General features: G+C 44.2%; 13 protein-coding genes. 1 reads left to right on the plus strand and 12 read right to left on the minus strand.

Annotated elements, in window-relative coordinates:
• The 7 genes from porM to ACX0G7_RS06535 all read right to left on the minus strand — a co-directional run bounded on the left by porM (position 1) and on the right by ACX0G7_RS06535 (position 10,055).
• On the minus strand, positions 1-1,527 hold the full coding sequence (gene porM, locus ACX0G7_RS06505) for a type IX secretion system motor protein PorM/GldM (RefSeq protein ID WP_458922624.1): 1,527 nt from the start codon (positions 1,525-1,527) through the stop codon (positions 1-3).
• Between the two features lie 64 nt (positions 1,528-1,591).
• Positions 1,592-2,359, minus strand: a complete 768-nt coding sequence (gene porL / locus ACX0G7_RS06510; RefSeq protein WP_458922625.1) for a type IX secretion system motor protein PorL/GldL — start codon at positions 2,357-2,359, stop codon at positions 1,592-1,594.
• A 226-nt stretch (positions 2,360-2,585) separates the two neighbouring features.
• A complete protein-coding gene (porK, locus tag ACX0G7_RS06515; RefSeq protein WP_458922626.1) occupies positions 2,586-3,869 on the minus strand; it encodes a T9SS ring complex lipoprotein PorK/GldK in 1,284 nt (427 codons plus the stop codon).
• Positions 3,870-4,012: 143 nt separating this feature from the next.
• The gene (locus ACX0G7_RS06520) at positions 4,013-6,052 is read right to left on the minus strand and encodes a thioredoxin domain-containing protein (RefSeq protein WP_458922627.1); all 2,040 of its coding nucleotides are present in this window, start codon (positions 6,050-6,052) and stop codon (positions 4,013-4,015) included.
• A 177-nt stretch (positions 6,053-6,229) separates the two neighbouring features.
• A complete protein-coding gene (locus ACX0G7_RS06525; RefSeq protein WP_458922628.1) occupies positions 6,230-7,033 on the minus strand; it encodes a uroporphyrinogen-III synthase in 804 nt (267 codons plus the stop codon).
• Between the two features lie 28 nt (positions 7,034-7,061).
• A complete protein-coding gene (locus ACX0G7_RS06530) occupies positions 7,062-8,147 on the minus strand; it encodes a DUF4271 domain-containing protein (RefSeq protein WP_458922629.1) in 1,086 nt (361 codons plus the stop codon).
• Between the two features lie 108 nt (positions 8,148-8,255).
• Positions 8,256-10,055 carry a BamA/TamA family outer membrane protein gene (locus ACX0G7_RS06535; protein WP_458922630.1) on the minus strand — a complete coding sequence of 600 codons (1,800 nt, stop codon included), beginning with the start codon at positions 10,053-10,055 and terminating at the stop codon, positions 8,256-8,258.
• Between the two features lie 285 nt (positions 10,056-10,340).
• Here ACX0G7_RS06535 and hemW point away from each other — a divergent pair, with 285 nt between their 5' ends.
• Positions 10,341-11,468, plus strand: a complete 1,128-nt coding sequence (gene hemW, locus ACX0G7_RS06540) for a radical SAM family heme chaperone HemW (RefSeq protein WP_458922631.1) — start codon at positions 10,341-10,343, stop codon at positions 11,466-11,468.
• 375 nt (positions 11,469-11,843) lie between these two features.
• Here hemW and ACX0G7_RS06545 read toward each other — a convergent pair whose 3' ends face one another.
• The 5 genes from ACX0G7_RS06545 to ACX0G7_RS06565 all read right to left on the minus strand — a co-directional run bounded on the left by ACX0G7_RS06545 (position 11,844) and on the right by ACX0G7_RS06565 (position 18,627).
• Entirely contained in the window at positions 11,844-12,887 is a 1,044-nt protein-coding gene (locus ACX0G7_RS06545; protein ID WP_458922632.1) for an NAD(P)H-dependent glycerol-3-phosphate dehydrogenase, read from the minus strand.
• A gap of 71 nt (positions 12,888-12,958) precedes the next feature.
• The gene (locus ACX0G7_RS06550; protein WP_458922633.1) at positions 12,959-14,341 is read right to left on the minus strand and encodes an efflux RND transporter periplasmic adaptor subunit; all 1,383 of its coding nucleotides are present in this window, start codon (positions 14,339-14,341) and stop codon (positions 12,959-12,961) included.
• 58 nt (positions 14,342-14,399) lie between these two features.
• Complete coding sequence (locus ACX0G7_RS06555) at positions 14,400-15,830, minus strand: TolC family protein (RefSeq protein ID WP_458922634.1); 1,431 nt, start codon at positions 15,828-15,830, stop codon at positions 14,400-14,402.
• Between the two features lie 233 nt (positions 15,831-16,063).
• Positions 16,064-17,284: a trans-sulfuration enzyme family protein gene (locus ACX0G7_RS06560; RefSeq protein WP_458922635.1), complete on the minus strand. Its 1,221-nt coding sequence runs from the start codon at positions 17,282-17,284 to the stop codon at positions 16,064-16,066.
• A gap of 11 nt (positions 17,285-17,295) precedes the next feature.
• Positions 17,296-18,627, minus strand: coding sequence for an APC family permease (locus ACX0G7_RS06565; RefSeq protein ID WP_458922636.1), 1,332 nt, complete (start codon positions 18,625-18,627; stop codon positions 17,296-17,298).
• Positions 18,628-18,632: the final 5 nt, after the last annotated feature.

The raw sequence follows: 18,632 nt of genomic DNA on the forward strand, positions 1-18,632 counted from the left end.
TTATTTCAAATTGAATGACATCATTGGAAGATCCACTGTTCTTCCGTCTGGTCCAACAACCTTGATCTGGTCAAAGAAGATTGCGGTACCTGGTGTTGCTCCGTCAATGATATTTTTTGCATTACCGCTCCACCTGTTGCCTTCGTTGTTGGCAATCTGGTAAACGGGATATTTACCGCCCAAAGCACCAACCTGGTAGCTTAATACTTTATAAGGCGCCTCGAATTCTGAATCAAGGAGTCGCGCGATTACGCCACCCATTGCTTTGAAATCAGCTGCAGGCATAGGACCACTTCTTTTTGCACCAACGAAAGACGCAGGAGGAGGAAGCGTTTTTATCCTGTAAACAACGGCTGTTTTCTTACCATCAATAATTACATTGATTGCAGATGTTCTCGGGTTACCGGCTGGTTTAACAACCCATTTCGGACCACCAACCTTGGTGATACTTCCAGGGCCGTCTAATGTTGCAGTAACTTTCTCACTACCAACACCAGCTGTGATCGTCATTGGATTTTCAACACCGAGATAAAGCACATTCATTTTATCCGCAGATACAGAAACACCTGAAGGGGCACCTACTGTATATGGAAGATCTTTTTCAATTACTTTATCAACACCGTTCTGATCCTTGTAACGGACCACAACATGTGCTTTGCCCGAACCTGTTCCACCAGCAGCCATATCCATTGTTGCCATGCCATCAGCACCGATTGGTGCAGGTCTGCCATTAATGGTGATCTGTGGTTGTGAAGCAGAGCTCATGGCGCCGAGACCAGCGTAAACTTCAAGTTTTTCGCCAGGCATCAGGTAACTTGAGCTTAATCCACCAACGAAACCGAACTTGTCGAATCTCACTTTTACTTCACCGATCTTAGTGTGGCAATAACTCACAACCTGGTATTCAGAGTTTTTAATGTCGTTCTGAAACTTGTTAAGAATGGTCATTGCTGCAATGGCCGGTGTCATATGGAAGTAGCTTTCAGTCCATGATTTCTTAGTTCCGTCCTGGGCAACAGGTACGCTAAGATCAATGGGAAGCCTGTTGGCAAATTCTTTACCGATCTCAGGATCGATAGCAAGGATATCTTTTCGGTACTGCTCGAGCTTTTTGTAAAGTTTCTCACCTTCTTCCTGTTTAGACATGATACGGGTAGGAGCATCGAGGTGATCGATAGCCCACATGGTATCGCCTGTTTCAGGATGGTATCCGGCAGCCACCTTGATCTGCATTTTCAGACCTTCGATATCATCAAACAATTTCTTAGATATCTGTGAGGCTGCATCAGCTTTTGGCTTCCAGATCTTCGCCATTTCTGCTGATTTCGGATCAGCCAGTTTTTCGGTGAAGGATGCATAAATCTGGTTATTATTACCTGTCAACACACCATTTGCACTGGTGATACTGTTGTCGACAGTTTTGAAAGCGTTCAGTACTTCAGACGAAACATTCAGTGCCAGAAGTGCGGTGAGCACCAGGTACATCATGTTGATCATCTTTTGCCTGGGCTCTTTAGGTAAAGACATGGGCTAGGTTTTTCGAATTAAGTTAATAGTTTAGAACTGGATCAGGATTTCCTTTACAATGATATTAGCGTCCCTGCATTGCGCTTAACATGTTACCATAAACAGTGTTCAGACTGGTTAGGTTTCCTGCTAACTTAGCGATCTGCTCGTGAGCCTTTTTAGCATCTTCCACACTGCCCTGCATTGTTTGTGATGCATTAGCGAGGTTAGAGTAGAAGCTGTTCATTGCTTTCAGGTGGTTGTTGGTATCCTGTAATTCCAGTTCATAGATCGCATTCAAAGAACCAAGATTCTTTGTGAGGACCTGAACCTGCTCATGAAATTTCTTTGTACCATCAGCCGCTGTATTAAAGTGACCCATTGTTGTTGCTGCGCCGGTGTAGGCATTTTTCATTGTCTCCAGTGCTGCTGTCGCTTCTTTTGTTTTAGCAGAGTAGTCGCTTGTAGATTTAACAACGTCACCTACTTCAGCGATACCATTAACAGAGGTGTTCAGTTTTTTGAAACCATCGCTAAGGCTTTTCAGGCTTGCAGGAGTGATGTCAGCATCTTTAAGCATCTCATCCATTTTCTGAATATTCGGATTACCGGTAGATGATCCGCCGGCAAGTTTTGGAAGCGCTTCAACCAGTGCGTGCATTTCTCCTCCTGGAGGCGGTAAGAATGCATATACTACGAAGATGATTGCTTCAGTGATAAGACCAGCCGTCAAAAAGAAGTCGGCCATTGGTTGGTGTGTAATTTTCTGCCAGGCGCCGAAGATTACAATAGCAGCGCCCATACACACCACTATGTTTACGATTCTGTCAATTGATTTAGAAGTTCCAGCCATGATAATTAATGTTTAAAGTTAGAAAACGGATTAAGGGAGGTTTAAAAAAATGATGAATGATGAGTTATGAATTATGAAATCTTTTTGCTTCTACTTAAGCGTTTAATGATAGATAATAGTATGCCGTTTTAATATTTTTTGAAAAAAATATCAATTTAATAACGGTAAACAGAACCTAAAGTTTTTGCTCTAAGCGGTTAGTTTTTGTTTGCGGTAAGACTGTGGCTTAGCGTTTCTTTTGTGCTGGCGGCAGATCGATTACGCATCTGAAACCGATGTAAGACTTGGTTGTGTCCTGGTATTCGTAGTTCCTGGTAGAGGTCTGAAGATAGAATCCTACATCTTTCCAGCTTCCACCGCGGATTACCTTACGTTTCATACGTGGAGGATCAGAATCCTTTGCATTGAAACGGATATCCGGGTTCATATCATGCTGAAAGTTGTAAGCTCCTTCGTAAAACAGGGAAGATGTCCACTCAGCTACGTTACCTGCCATGCAATACAGCCCGAAGTCGTTTGGCCAGTATCCATCAGCACGAACTGTGTAAAAACCACCATCTTCAGGATAGTTACCGCGGCCGGGTTTGAAATTGGCCAGCAAACAACCTTTCCTGTTTCTCAGGTAATAGTTACCCCATGGGAACATAGATTGTGAACGTCCACCTCTTGCTGAATACTCCCACTCTGCTTCGGTTGGCAGACGGAAATCCGATTCGGTGGCCCTTTTCTTGGAATCCAGGAAAGAGTTCAACAGGTGAGTTCTCCATTCGCAGAACGCGGTAGCCTGTTTCCAGCTTACACCAACCAATGGATAGTTACCATAAGCAGGGTGTGAGAAGTATCTTTTTGTGAAAGGCTCATTATAAGAATAGCTGAAGTCACGGATCCAGACCAGCGTATCAGGATAGATTTTCTCATCTTTCTTGATCATGAAGGTAGATCTTGCTTTACCGGCATTCTCCCTCTTGGCCGCTTCTTTCAGATCAAAAGTCTCTGAATGATAAACAATCTTGGTAGGATCGAGGTCTTTTTTACCGAAAACACGGTTTTCAGGAGACAGGATCATCTGGTCGATCTTTTCGATCGTTGCTTTGTCGCCCCATTTGATAGTCTGTGCCTTCTTCCAGTCAACGGAGAACTTTCCGTCAACTTCTTTTCCCAGCTGCATGAGTGTAGCTGCGATTGAGTCGCGGACCCAATTTACGAACTGGCGGTATTCGTTGTTGGTAACTTCAGTTGCATCCATCCAGAATCCGTTGATGGATACCTGTTTGTTTCTTGCAGTATAAGCGTAGTTAACGTCTTCATCACTAGGACCCATGTGAAAGGTTCCTGGCGGTATGTAAACCATGCCCGGGGGCTTGGTCAGGTTGTACTTGCTGGAGGGTGCAACTCCATGGAGCTGTCCATCATTCGGTAAGCCTTTTGACGACTTCCCCAATTTGCCGCAACCTGTGAGCATTACCACGGTGGTAATGGCTAGTAAGGCGGATAAGTTTGTGTTTTTCATAATCTTTAAGGGTATTGGGCAAAAAAAATGTTTTACCGACTTCATCACAAGTTTAGAATTTATTTTTTAAAACTGCAAGGCTTCAATGGATTCAGCTCCTACTTAAACGATCACTGAGTTCAATATATTGTTCTGTAAAAAATTCAAAATTCTCCGTTTTCAAGCAAGTTTAGCAGCCCGGCAACCGTCTGCACAGGTGCCTGACAGGCATAATCTTTACATAGGAAAATCTGTCCTTTCTGGGAAAATGGTTTTTCAGCCAATAGGGGGAAATCATTGTTACTAAGGGTAGCGGACTGAAAAACGGTGTAGCCGATGAAATTACGTAAAAATTCGTTACTCAGGGCAGTACTTTCCTCCCCTGTTATCGCTATTTCCGGAATTCCGTAGGTAGTTGACAGGAGGAACCCTGCCCAGATTCCAAACGACCCCGGATATTTCGTGGCGGCCTCTTTTACGGAAGCAGCCATCTCCAGGGATCGTGACTTCCATTCTGATATGTCAAAGATTGTACCTAATTGGTACAAGTTCCACATCATCACCGAATTACCGGACGGGGTGGCTCCATCATAAATCTCTTTTTTCCGGAGAATAACGTCTGACTGGCCAACCGGTGTATAGAAAAATAAAGGTCCATCCTGCCCGAAACTTTCAATGACGAAATTTGTTAAAGATTTGGCAATTTTTAACCACTCCTGGTTAGCCGTAACCTCTTGCAAATGAATTAGTGCCGATATTAGGTACGCATAGTCGTCCAGAAAGGCTGGGTACTTTGAAATATTATTTTTGTAAGTGTGGGCAAAGCTGTCATCCGCCTGGCGGAACACCCTGAGCATAAAATTCATATTGGAAATGGCCAGTTCCCGGTAACTCTCATTGCCCGTGGCCCCTGCAGCTTTTGATAATGCAATGTTCATCAATGCGTTCCACCCAAGGAGGATCTTATCATCCAGCTGGGGACGCACACGGCCAGATCGGACGGCAAGCAATTTCTGCCGGCATTCGGCCAGCATTTTTTCCAGTTCTCCCTCCCCCATTTTTTCCTCCACCGCTACAGATTTCAGGTCACCGGCAATGTGAAGAATATTGGTGTGTTCCCAGTTCCCTCCCGGCTTAACACCGTAGATCCTGGAAAATATCGGGGCCGCTGTTCCCAAAACATTAGCAATTTCATCATATGACCATGTATAGAATTTCCCCTCCACTCCCTCGCTATCTGCATCTAAAGCTGAATAAAATCCTGTTTCCGGTGCAGTGAGTTCATTTTCAACGAATTGGATAGTGTGTTTTATAGTGTCCAGATACCTTTTATTCGCTGTGAGCTGATAAGCCTCGGCCATAACCACTACCAGTAGGGCGTTATCATATAACATCTTTTCAAAATGTGGAGCAAGCCATGTCGCATCTGTCGAGTACCTTGAAAATCCCCCACCCAATTGATCGTAGATTCCTCCATCGATCATTTTGTCAAGGGATAAAAGCGCCTGGTCAAGCGCCTCCCGGTTTTTGGTATGATAGAAATAGTGCAGTAGAAACCGAATGGTAAAGGTCTGGGGAAATTTGGGCGCGTTTCCAAAACCCCCGTATTTCCGATCTGCCGTTCTCATTACATTTTCATAGATCAGATCGATATCTTTTTTTGTGAGTTCATTTATCCCGGACCCCTGGCTGATGCCAAAGGCATTGGATTTACGCATATGGTCAACCAGGTTTTCGGCCTGCTGTTCCAGTTCCGAACGTTGGTTTTTGTAGGTGTCTGATAAACTCAGCAATACATCTGTCCAGGATGCCCGTCCATGGACCTGTTTTGGGGGAAAATAGGTACCCCCGTAAAACGGCTTTTTCCCCGGTGTCAGGAAGACGTTCAATGGCCACCCTCCGCTTCCGGTCATTGCCTGGACAGCATCCATATAGATATGGTCGAGATCGGGCCGTTCTTCCCGATCGATCTTTATGTTGATATAATGTTCATTCATGAGCCCCGCAGTCTCATGGTTTTCGAAACTCTCTCTTTCCATTACATGGCACCAATGGCAGGCAGCATAACCGATACTGACCAGCACAGGTTTGTCTTCTTTGACAGCTCTGTCAAAAGCTTCTTCCCCCCAGGGGTACCAGTCTACAGGATTATTTGCGTGTTGTAAGAGATATGGGCTTGACTCGTTCTGTAACCGATTCGGCATAGATGAATTTGATAGCTGCACCCCTGCAAATTTCGCACCTTGTTTTAATTCAACATTCCTGATTTATACGGATGAGACTTTATAACGCCGTGTGAGGCGCTACAGGCAGTATTGCAGGAGACCATCATTAGCAATATTGAGGTGCTGCGACGGGCCCGGTCAACAATTTGTTCTCAACTATTTGTTCTTCTTGAAAATGTTAGCCAGATATTGCTCAAGGGCGGCCACCATTGATGGTGTCTGGGGTTGTGGGGCACGGATTTCCAGTGTAAGACCCGCATCCATAATGGCTTTGGATGTGTTATTGCCAAACGCCCCGATACGGGTACCGTTTTGTTTATACAGGGGAAAGTTGTCGAAGAGACTTTTTACACCGCTCGGCGTAAAAAAACAGATGATATCATATTCACCGCGCGTGAAGATATCTTTTACATCATTACTGATGGTGCGATACATAAACGGGGTGGCGTAACCACAGTTGTGAGCTTTCAGCCAGTTTACAATCTCATTGTCCTGTTGATTCTCAGAAGAAGGATAAAGAAATTTCTCATTTTCCTTATGCTTATTGATCACATCCAGCATACTCTTGTTGGAACCGTCGGCTCCGTAGAACACTTTTCGTTTCCTGTACAGAATGAACTTCTGGAGATAGAGTGCAACAGCCTCGGTAATACAGAAATATTTGGTGTCCTGTGAAATGTTAATCTTCATTTCCTCGCAGATGCGAAAGAAGTGATCGATAGCGTTACGGCTGGTGAAGATAACGGCAGTATAATTTGCAATCTCTATTTTCTGCTTCCGGAACTCCTTCGATGGGATACCATCCAGCCTGATAAAAGGCTGAAAATCCAATTCCACATTGTACTTCCTGGCAAGCTCGAAATACGGTGATTTGTCAGTATCAGGCTTTGGTTGAGTGATTAGAATTTTCCTGATCTTCTGGTCCACTGTTTCTCCGTTTTTGACCCCGTTTTTAACCATACGTTGTTACCAAGTGATTTTTGCAAAATTATTTATTTTTTTCCACAAACATCAATAACACCTTGTAAATCAGCAAAAGAGGCGCTATTTCGAAGGCGCAAAGGTATATAATAAAATGTAATCTACCGACATTAATTTCGCTGCGAACCGGCCGGAATGATATTATAAACCTGTAAAAGAACAAGGCAATCACGAGGATATATGATAAGGTTACCATACCGGAAATGATGACCGGATGAGGAAAAGCAAGGATGAAAAGGAATGGGAGCAAGAACATGCCCAACATCTTGTTTACAAGAAAAACGATGAAGAGGTATGTTTTGGTTGCATTGCTCACATTAAAAATCCAACCCATCGCTGTCAAAATAAGTAATTTTCCCAGATAAAGCAAGCTTACCCCTACGACGCAATAAGAAAAATTCAGCCAGAAATCCTCAACGGGATTCTTTTGATGATGAAATAAGAGCAGGTTGAGATACATCCCGGCGGAGATCGCAAAAAGAATATTAAGGAGCAAAGATGGCAAGGGGGTCTGAAGCAGCTGTTCCCTGATTTGCTGCTGTCGCATGGTTACCCTGAAAAACAGGGTGAAGAGGTTGCTGAGGTATTTACCGAAAAATAATCTGATGATAGCAAAGTAGAGGACCAGTCCGCATAAAAAATAAAACAACAGATCCTTGTCTGTCACTTCTCTTTCCTCCAGTTTCCTGGTTGTTGCCCCGGCAGAAAAGGGAATGTATTTGTGTTGCCTCAGTACCTCCCGGATAGCCGATACCCTTGATACAATCAGCTGATTGGTACGAACCGTTTCAAGGGAATCATTCAATGCCCGGGTACGATCGGCAACAACTCTCAGGGAATCTGCAGTCTTTCGTTTTAATGAATCTGATCTGACCTGGTTCAGGGAATCGGTACGGATCTTTATTACTTCGGCCCTGGCGCTTTTCAGTGAATCTGCAGTTCGTGATGCTGCGGTATTAACGCGGATGGGAGCGGTGCTTCTTTTTGTGGTATCCGGTGTTTGACGTAACAGACTATCAGATTGTGCAGCCAACTCATGTTGGCACAATAGAATGCACAGCAGGCAGTTAAAGAGGAATTTCAGCAGGTGCATGTTTTGGTCTGATAAGTTGGTGCGCAAAGTACCCGATATCTCATGAAATAATAAAATCCTTATTCAAATAAAATTGATTGCTACATAATTACTTTAGCCACATCATTCTTAAAAATAATTTACATAGCCAAGATGGATCTTGGCCTGCCTGATGTTAAATTCCAGGTCATCCCTTTTACCCACAGCATAAGATATATTGAATATGCCTGCTTTTGTTTCGAAGGCCATTCCCAACCCCCCACCGATGAACCAGTTTCTCAGGTCACGTGACTGTGAGGTATTCCGGGTAACCCCCCCATCGGAAAACGCGAACAAAAATGAATTCTGACCAAGCAGGTATCGGTATTCCAGCGTTGCCACTCCATATTGGGAAGCAAATATGCTTTCTTCGTCAAATCCCCTCAGTACTTTATAACCACCAATCTGGAAAAGTTCATTTCGGAAAATATTGGGACTCTGAAACCATCCTCCGTTTACTGCAGTCCGGATGGTTGATGTGCGCCCCAGCCTGAAATAGTGTGCCGCCTTCACGTTGATCCGAAATTGGTATGAGTTCAGTTTGAAGGTGTCATACAAGGTGCTGTAATCAAAATGCATGTCGGACAGTTTTACTATAACACTGTTCTTCCTGATATTTTTCATCCCGGCCGTAGCGATAATTTCGAGCTCATTACCCCGCCTCGGATTAAACCTGTAATCGGTGTTATAAAACTGGTAGTTTACACCCAGGTTGATGGAACTTACATCAGCTTCCGGAGGAAGCGTCTTTGTACTTTTTACCTTCGCAGTATCTACAGTCAGCAGGTTCGTTTTAAGGCTTTGGATAAAAATACTTCCTGTCTGATTTGCAGAAACCGAATATTGAAGACCAAGTCTTCCCCCGATATTCAGAAAAGAAGAATCCTTTTTAAATAAATCAAATTTGAAATCGATGCCAAACGCCGAATTGAATATATAGGGTTGTGTGAAGGCAAGATCAAGCCTGGGACTTTTTACCTGTATTTGTTGCCAGTTAAGCCCAATCGTTTCTCCATTCCCGAGCTCATTCCGGAGATTGATATTTGCTTCACCGGTAACGAGCAGTTTGTTGCCCTCCGTTTGGGCGTTGGACGGTAACAGGCCGATCAGCACATTAACCTGGCTGCTTTTTTTTGGCGCCAGGTAAAGATTCAGTATTGAACCGGTTCCCAGCATAGTCATGTTCCAGGGCCGTTCTTCAACCAGGTATGGCAAACCAGTGATCTTTTGGCTGATTGACTGCAGCTTATCCTTTTTATAGGGACTTCCATTCAGAATACTGAGATAGTGCTGCAGGAAATTATTGCTGATTTTAGCAGTCCCCATATTGCGGATGCTGTCGATCCTGTAAAGCGGGCCACGTTCAATAACGAGTTTTCCTTCTAAACCACCGTTTGCTATACCAACGCTGTCCAGTTTCACTGAGGCAAAGGGATAACCGTTATTCTCCAGGTAGTTGAGCATTTTTTTCCGGCTTAATTCGAACTGGCCGAAGTTTACCGGTTTCGACGCCATTCCTTTCGGGCTCCAGGATACCGCATAAAAGATCGGTCTATCCGCTGAGTCGGTTCTGATAGTTGACCAGAACATCGGTTCGCCCACATAAAGGATGATGCTGGCTTCCGATGTGTCCAGCTTCACACTGTCTACGGAAGCTGCGGGAAAACCTTTTGTCAACAGCAGGTTGGGGATTTTATTGATATAGTCCGAACACGATTCACGATTCCTGAATTCGGTCTGAAGCCTGAGTGTGTCTGTAATAAAGCTGGCTTCTTTATCTAATGTTTCTATCCTGAGTTTGTACTGCGCATTCACCGGTCCCCGGATTGCGAAAAGCAAAATCATGGCACTGCAAAGAGCCCTCACAACATATGCAACCAGCTTTGACATCAAGGATCGATCAGGTTATCCGCAGATGCGTCTAACAGGGAAAATGAATAATAAATACAAATTAACAGCTAACTAACGCAAAAGCGTGCTATCCATTACTAAGATTGCAAAAAATCAATCGTTATCGAAAAAAACTCCTGAAGCAGCTGCTTCACGCGATATCTTAATACCATCCAATGCAGCTGCTTCACGCGATATCTTAACACCATCCAATAATGTTGTCCCGGGATCCATCCGACAATTGGTAACTTTGAGGCCTTTAAGGTTAAATCATCCGGGATCTTCATGGCAGGCATTTATTTACATATTCCATTTTGCAGGCAGGCCTGTCATTATTGCAATTTTCATTTCTCCACCTCTTTGAAGTTAAAGGACGATTTTATACAGGCTATCCTTCGCGAGATTGAGCTCAGAAAGGACTATCTGCAGGGAGAACAGGTGAACACTATTTATTTTGGTGGCGGCACTCCCTCCCTGCTTGAGCAGTATGAACTGGACAGGATTTTCAACGAAATTCATAAACATCATAAGGTCAGCGACGAAGCGGAGATCACCTTTGAAGCAAACCCGGATGATGTAGCGCCAGGCAAACCGGCGGCCTGGAAAGCTGCGGGCATTAACCGCCTGAGTATGGGGGTACAATCGTTTTACGAAGAGGATCTGCAATGGATGAATCGTGCACACAATGCCAGCCAGGCGCTGGACTCTGTAAAATTGGTACAGGACGCCGGGTTTACAAATCTTACCATCGACCTGATCTATGGCAGCCCGGGTTTAAGTGACGAGAAGTGGGCAAGTAATGTGAGAGAGGCCATTGATCTGCAAATCCCGCATCTCTCCTGTTATGCGCTTACGGTGGAGCCGGAAACTGCCCTGGATAAAATGATCTCGAAAAGGAAATCAGAGCCGGTATCTTCAGACGACCAGGCCCGGCAATTCCTGCTGTTGATGGATTGGCTTGATAATGCGGGGTATGAACACTATGAGATCTCAAATTTCGCCAAACCCGGTATGTACAGCCGGCACAACAGCAATTACTGGTCGGGGGCCACATACCTTGGATTGGGCCCGTCGGCACATTCGTACAATGGCAACACCAGGCAATGGAATGTCGCCAACAATGCCAGGTATATCAAAGCCCTTGGGTTGAATGAACTGCCCTTTGAAATGGAGGACCTGACACTCTCTGACAGGCAGAATGAATTTGTAATGGTTAATCTTAGAAAAAGTGATGGAATCAATAAAGATGAATTTGCGAATTTGTTCGGACCCGACCGCCTTGCGGAACTTTCAAGGAATCTTGGCAAGTACATTAAAACCGGAAAGGTTCAGGAGATGGACAGCAGTTATACGTTAAGCCGCGAAGGAAAACTCTTTGCCGACGGAATTGCCGGGGATCTGTTTATCAGATAGGCGAACCTTGTTACCAATAAGTTCTGACGCTGACGAGTGAAGTTTCTATTTAGCCGGCGGAGTCTGGTCTTGTTTTTTCCGCAGATACTTTACCAGTTCAGCAACGCAAAGGATGCCTATGATAACAAGTATCGATAAGGAACCATATGGTGAGAATGATAAAGGCATTGTAAAGACTTAAACTTTGATGTAACCCCTGTTAAGCAAGTTACAATATAAAGACGCATTTTTTCTGTCAGAAGTGCACATCCCCAACGGAAATTAACAACTTAATTATTAACAAGACCAACCCATAACCCCGCTATAAGCAGCTTCTCCTACACAGATATTAAATACAAACAATCATAATGGAGCCGGCGCAAACCGCTCCTTAACTCACACCAAAACCGATTCAATCTGCCTGAAGCCCACCCGCGGATTTACGTTTTCCCACAGAATCTCATAAATTGTAGAAGCGATCGGCATCTCAGCACCCATCCGGTTATTCAATAAATGAATGCATTTCGCTGCGTTATACCCTTCGGCCACCATATTCAATTCCAACTGTGCCGACCTGACTGAATATCCTTTCCCGATCATATTGCCGAATGTGCGATTCCGGCTAAACAATGAATAGCAGGTTACCAGAAGATCACCAAGATACACTGAAGCCGCATAACTGGTATTTTTTACATGAGTCACCGGGTCCTCTTCTTCGTGCACACCTACCTCAATATGCTGTATACCTGCTTTTTTAAGAAAACCAGCCATCTCATCCGCACAGTTTGCAATCAGCACACTTTGAAAATTGTCACCATATTCAAGGCCGTGTGCTATCCCCGCCCCAAGTGCATAAATGTTTTTTAGTACTGCCGCATATTGCACCCCGTATACATCATTGTTGACTACCGTATTCACGAACCCGGAATCAAACTGCTGAGCAATCGTTCTGCAGGTTTCAATGTCCGCGCCGGAGAAGGTCAGATAAGATAACTTTTCCGCTGCGACCTCTTCCGCATGACAGGGACCCATAATTGTGAAGTAGTTCCCCAACGGCAGATTAAACCTTTCACGAAGGAAATCATTAACAAGCTTATTACTGGAAGGAATGATTCCCTTAATTGCGGATACAACTTGTTTCCCTGACAAAACATCAGCTTCAAGCCCTTTAAAATATTCTTCTACATAAGCAGACGGAACTGCAAGGATAATAACATCCGACTCACTGATCAGCTTGTTGAAATCGATCATAAGATTTAACAGGCTCATCTCAAAATGCACCGAGCTCAGATATTTGGGATTATGATGCCGTGCCAGTAAAAAGTCCACTGTGACCTGATCCCTGACGCACCAATTTAAAGCATGGCCATTTCCCGTCAGCATCTTAGCTATCGCCGTTGCCCATGTGCCGCTTCCCAATAATCCGAATCTTATTTTCAATAGCGATTATTAACTGATAAAACTTTGAAACTGGTGCATGCAGTGATCACACATTGAACCTCCTGACTTCTTTAAGACTTCGGTGCTTCAAACAACTTATCTTTTGGAACCACCTGCACCTTCATGCCATCTTTCAAAGTCTTGCTGATAATATTATATGGTGACGTGATAACTTCATCCCCCACTTTGACTCCTTCAACTATTTCAATAAAATTGATGTCCTGGATGTCTGTTTTCACCTTTACTTTCTTCACGGTATTGTCCGGCTGCAGCACAAATACCACTTCGTCAAGATCCGTTGAGAGCGCCGTTTTACTTTCTGCTTCCTGGATTCCGGCTTCTTTCCGCTCATCAGCCTTATTTCCTACCACGTTATCAGTACCTTTTTCACGGGTTGTGACCGCGTTAATAGGCACAGTGATTACGTTTTGTTTTGTTTTTGTCAGGATATCTGCACTGGCAGTCATTCCCGGGCGGAAAGGAAAACTCTTGGGCCGGTCCTTATTAAAGAGATCCTTATAACTTTCAGGCAAAATGCGGATATACACTTTATAGTTTGTCACGTCATTTGAAGAAGCACCGCCAAGAGAAGCTGTTGCTGTTGCTGCGCTACTGCTCGCAATCTGTGTAACCACACCCTTGAATTTGCGGTTAGTATATGCATCAACTTCAATCAGTGCAGAATCACCAAGCTTAACTTTTGGAATATCGTTTTCACCTACATCTACGCGCACCTCGATCTTGCTCATATCAGCAATGCGCATGATCTCTGTACCTGCCATCATTGAATTACCGACCACTCTTTCTCCCTTTTTCACACTAAGCAGTGAGACAACACCGTTCATCGGAGATAATATTGCTGTACGGCTAAGATCTTTGTTGGCCCGCTCAAGACTTGCCTGTGCACTCTGAACGGAGGCCTGTCCGCTGCGTATGCCCTGCAATGCTGCATTGTAGTTTGCTTTCGCCGCACGCAATGCATTCTCGGCCTGTTCAAACTCTGAAGTGGATATCACCTTATCTGCCAGCAATTGCTTCTGACGATCGTAGGTTTTCTGGGCAAGCTCCTGTGCTGACTGCAAGCTCTCCAGCATCGCCTTATTATTTTCGACACTTGCCACCTGTTGATTAACAACAGCTGCAGCCTGATTTCTTTGCGTGGTATAAATGTCGCCATAAATCTTTGCAAGGACCATTCCTTTTGTAACACTGTCGCCTTCCATTACAGACAATTCAATTACCTCGCCTGAAATATCCGGGCTCACCTTTACTTCAATCTCAGGGAAGATCTTTCCACTCGCGGTTACTGTTTCGCTAATTGTCCTGGTAGTCACTTTCTCGGTTGCCACTTTAGTTCCTTCATCCTTTCCGATTACCCCGGCGGACTTCAATCCGAGGAGTAACACGATGACAACAACTAAGCTTATAATGATCCAGAGCGTTTTCTTTTTCATACAAAAAATTTATTCAACTGTTACGGTGTTGGTTGTGGTTGGTTATGCAATTCCTGACTTATTGAAGTTTGATGCCCTCTCCTTTATAAAACTCCAGCACTTTCATCCGGAAGACATAATCATAATGAGTCAGAACTTCATCAAGTTTCGCCCGGGTAAGATTGTTTTGACTTGTGATCAGGTCAAAGGTATTCAGGAGCCCCTGGGCATACCTTTTCTGGGCAAAGTCATATGCCCTTTCGGCATTGATCACCGTAGATCTGTTTGCGTTAAACTTCTGAAGTGCCGCAATCACACCGGCGTAAGACTGGTATATATTCTGTTTGAGGGTGATGTTATCCTGTTCACTCTGCAGTTTGAACGTTTCAAGATTCAACTTTGTTCTTTCATATCCACCTCTTGCCTGCCATGCATTAAAGAGCGGGATACTTAAGTTAAGACCAATTGACTGACTGAAGTTTTGATTCAGCTGGTTGAAATAAGGATTTTTCGCGGTCAGGGGAACAGTGAACGGCTGATTGCTGTAAACACTATACTCGGTGCCACCGACATTTACTTTTCCTATCGGTGGATTGGCCGTAGTGCTTCCTACCACCCTGTCGCCCTGGTTATTAAAGTTTGTACCAAGATTTCCAAAAAGTGAAACCCTGGGAAGCATGGCGCCGCGCTGAGCCTTCACATAATACTCATAGGACTTTATTCTCAACGCATTTACCTGTTGCTGGGGTTGCTTCTCCAACGCAACCCTGTAAACGAGGTCCGGCTGTAGTTCCGCAAGCGATTCCATTGGAATCTGGTCGATCGGTGGCGTTGTTACGTCGAACTCCGTGGCCATATCGATGTTCAACAGCGCTTTCAACGCAAGCAGGTTGGTGGTTGCGTTAACTTCTGTCTGCACTAATGTTGCACTATCTCTTGCAAGCTGAGCTTCCAGGTTTGCGGCTTCCAGTTCCGGAAGGGATCCGGCATTGACCAACTTCCGTGTATTGCCGAGCTGGGCGGTGGTTTGCTGAACCTGGATCCTGCTGATATTTACCTGTTCCCTCGCCAGTAAAACATTAAGATATGCGTTGGCTACATTTAAAGAAACATCGTTCCTGACCCGGTCAACGTTCGCGTCTGCAGCCTCATTTTCAAATTGGTTTGCAGTAACTGTATTCTGCCTGTTGAAAAAGTTGAAAAGATCGACCTGGGTCTGAAGGTTATAACCGTTGCTGACAAATCCCTGGGTAATGAGTCGAAAAGTAACCGGATCCTGGTTTAAACCGGAACCATACGAAACGTTACTGTTTAAGTTAAGAGAAGGAATCCTGGCCATCCTTGTCTGCTTGTACTGCACCGCAGCAATCCTGGCCTGTACATCTGCTTGTTTAACCGAAATATTGTTGGCGATTGCATAGTCCACAGCCCTTTTTAAGTCCCATTTTTCCTGGCTGAATGCCGTACACGCCATTGCGGTTAAGACAACGCAAAGAAGGATTTTTCTCATTTTCATATGTGTAATGACAAAAGTAATTGTATTGATTACCGGTGTGAATATAATTTGATAAGCGGTCAGCTTGTTTTGGCGCTAAAGATAATAGGAAATTCGATGTTTATAAGGCATATTAATCAATCTATTACGTTTTTTTCACATTGATTGTTGGTTTAGTAGTTTACCTATATATTTTAACAAAAATTTTCCGCGTAGTGCATTTTCCTGCGCTCGGTAATAAAAAAGTCCTATTTACGATTATTTGTCATTTGTATGAAAGCCTGCTCAAGATCCCGGATAAGGTATGCCGGTTCTTCGAGGCCGATGTAAAACCTGATCATCCGGTGTTCCGCGTTACCGGCGTCAAACTCGGAGGGCTCGAGCGATGCACATTTTGGCAAAACCAGGCTTTCATGGCCACCCCAGCTAACAGCTATAAGCATATGTCGTAGCGATTCACAAAAAGTTACGATCTCATCCATGCTCCCCGCCCGGACTATTATGGTGAACAAACCTCCGGCGCCCCTGAGGTGGGTCTTTGCCAATTCGTATTGCGGGAAACCGGGATCAAGTGGATAAAGAACAGACTCGACCTGTGGGTGAGATTGTAAATAGTCAATCACCTTTAATGCAGATTGACTGATGCGCTCCATCCTGGCAGGAAGTGTTCTTAATCCCCTGATCAGGAGCCAGGCATTGAAGGGAGAGATGCCATTTCCCATATTCAACAACTCGTTGTCGAATAACTTTTTCATCATCTCATGTTTACCCGTTAATACACCCGCTACCACATCACTGTGCCCGCCGATATACTTAGTGGCCGATTGAATGACCATATCTATGCCCATCGAAATCGGCTGCATATATAATGGAGTTGCGTAACTGTTGTCTATGATGGTAACGATGTCTTCTGCCTTTGCCAGTTCGGCCACCGCGGGCAGGTCCTGCATACTATAATCCCATGAATTGGGAGATTCAAGATAAATGATCCTCGTATTGGGCAGTATTGCTCTCTCAAAATTTTCAATCCGTGTCCCGTCAATGTAAGTGGTAGTTACTCCAAACCGAACGAGCGTATTATCAAATAACTTTTGCGCCCAGGTATAAGGCTTTTTTATGGAGACTATATGATCACCCGACTTTACGTTTCCGAACACGGAAGCAAAAATCGCTGAAGCGCCGCTATTGAATACGAGGCAGTCTTCTGCACCATCAAGAGCCGCAAGCTTTTTCCGAAGAATATCGGTGGTGGGATTCAGACCCCTTGAATAGAGATAGCCGTGAAATTCATCTTTAAAGGATTCCCTGATATCTGCAACTGTTTTAAATGCAAAGTTGCTGGTCTGCACTATGGGTGGCGATACAGCTCCGAAGTATTGGTCGCGATCCTCACCCAGTTCATTTAGAATATAGGAAATGTCGCGGCTATCCTGCGATCCCGCGGCATCAGGTGGAAAATGGTCATTCATTTTTTCACAGTTTAAACGGTTCTTCCATATGATTTTCGGGTGACATAATAGATGATCATAAACGCGCCCAGTACACCGAGGCCGGTAAGGGCGGTCGCATAGTCATCAATTGCGATACTGATGCCCACAAAGGTATAGGCAGCAATAAAAATCAAAGGAAGTAATGGATAAAGTTTCATTTTATAAATCCCGGTATTGTCAAGATGTTTGGTTCTCTTCCTGAGAATAAATATGGTTGCTGCCGAAGTTGCCATGCCTATGCAATCAAGAAATATGGTAAACTTCAGGATCTTATCAAAAGTATCCGCAAAAAACAATACTATAATACATATTGCCGCAAAGACGGTAAGACTAACCGTGAGCACATCTCTCTTTTCATCCTTTTTCATGAACGCGGCCGGAAGAATTCTATCAAGGCTCATAGCATACATAACACGGGGATTGCTTAGCAATAAAACGTTTACATAGGCCAGTACCGCAAAAAACAATAATACCGAGAAAACGTAGCGGCCAGTTGGCCCGAACATTCTCTCTGCTACAATAGCAGCAATACCCTTTGATGTTTTAAGCTCCTCAAATCCGATCACCTTGTAGTAGGCAAAATTTACAGTGAGATATAAAAGGATGATGACTATTATACCGGTTATGATGCCCCTCGGGAGGATCTTTGGGGCATTTTTAACTTCATCGCCAAAATTAATGGTTTGCTGATAGCCGCCATAGGTAAACGAAACTGCAATTAACGCCAGCCCAAAAGATTTTATGTATTCGGTCCAGGTGTATTCAGGCATTTCAGTAATGGATGTATTGACAGGGGCATGGATGGATGGAAAAAACAAAGCACTGATCAGGAGCATCACCATCGCAATTTTGATAAGCATCAAAACATTCTGGGTTTTAGAACTCATCCTGAGACCCATGAGATTAATTCCATAGAACAATACAATGGCTCCCATTGCTATAAACGCTTTTATATAATTTGGGGGCGATATATCCCATATTACCTGGGAGATGTATTCACTTCCTATTAATGCTACACCAGATAAAGAAGATGCATTTGAAATAAGTATGATACAATTAATAGCGAAGGCAATTGATGGATGATATGCATATGCAAAGATCTTATAATATCCGCCGACAACGGGATACCTGGAACCAATCTCTGCATAGGTTAGCGCACCGCAGAGGGCTACAAGTCCGCCCGCAAACCACGCAATAAAAAAAACGGCCGGTGTTAAAGCTTCCCTTGCTGAATCCGAAGACGTTCTGAAAATGCCCATGCCAATAACAAGACCGATCACAATCATGGTCAGATCAAATAAATTTAGCTTGGCGGACTTCATTGCCG

The organism is Flavitalea antarctica (genome assembly GCF_054461535.1).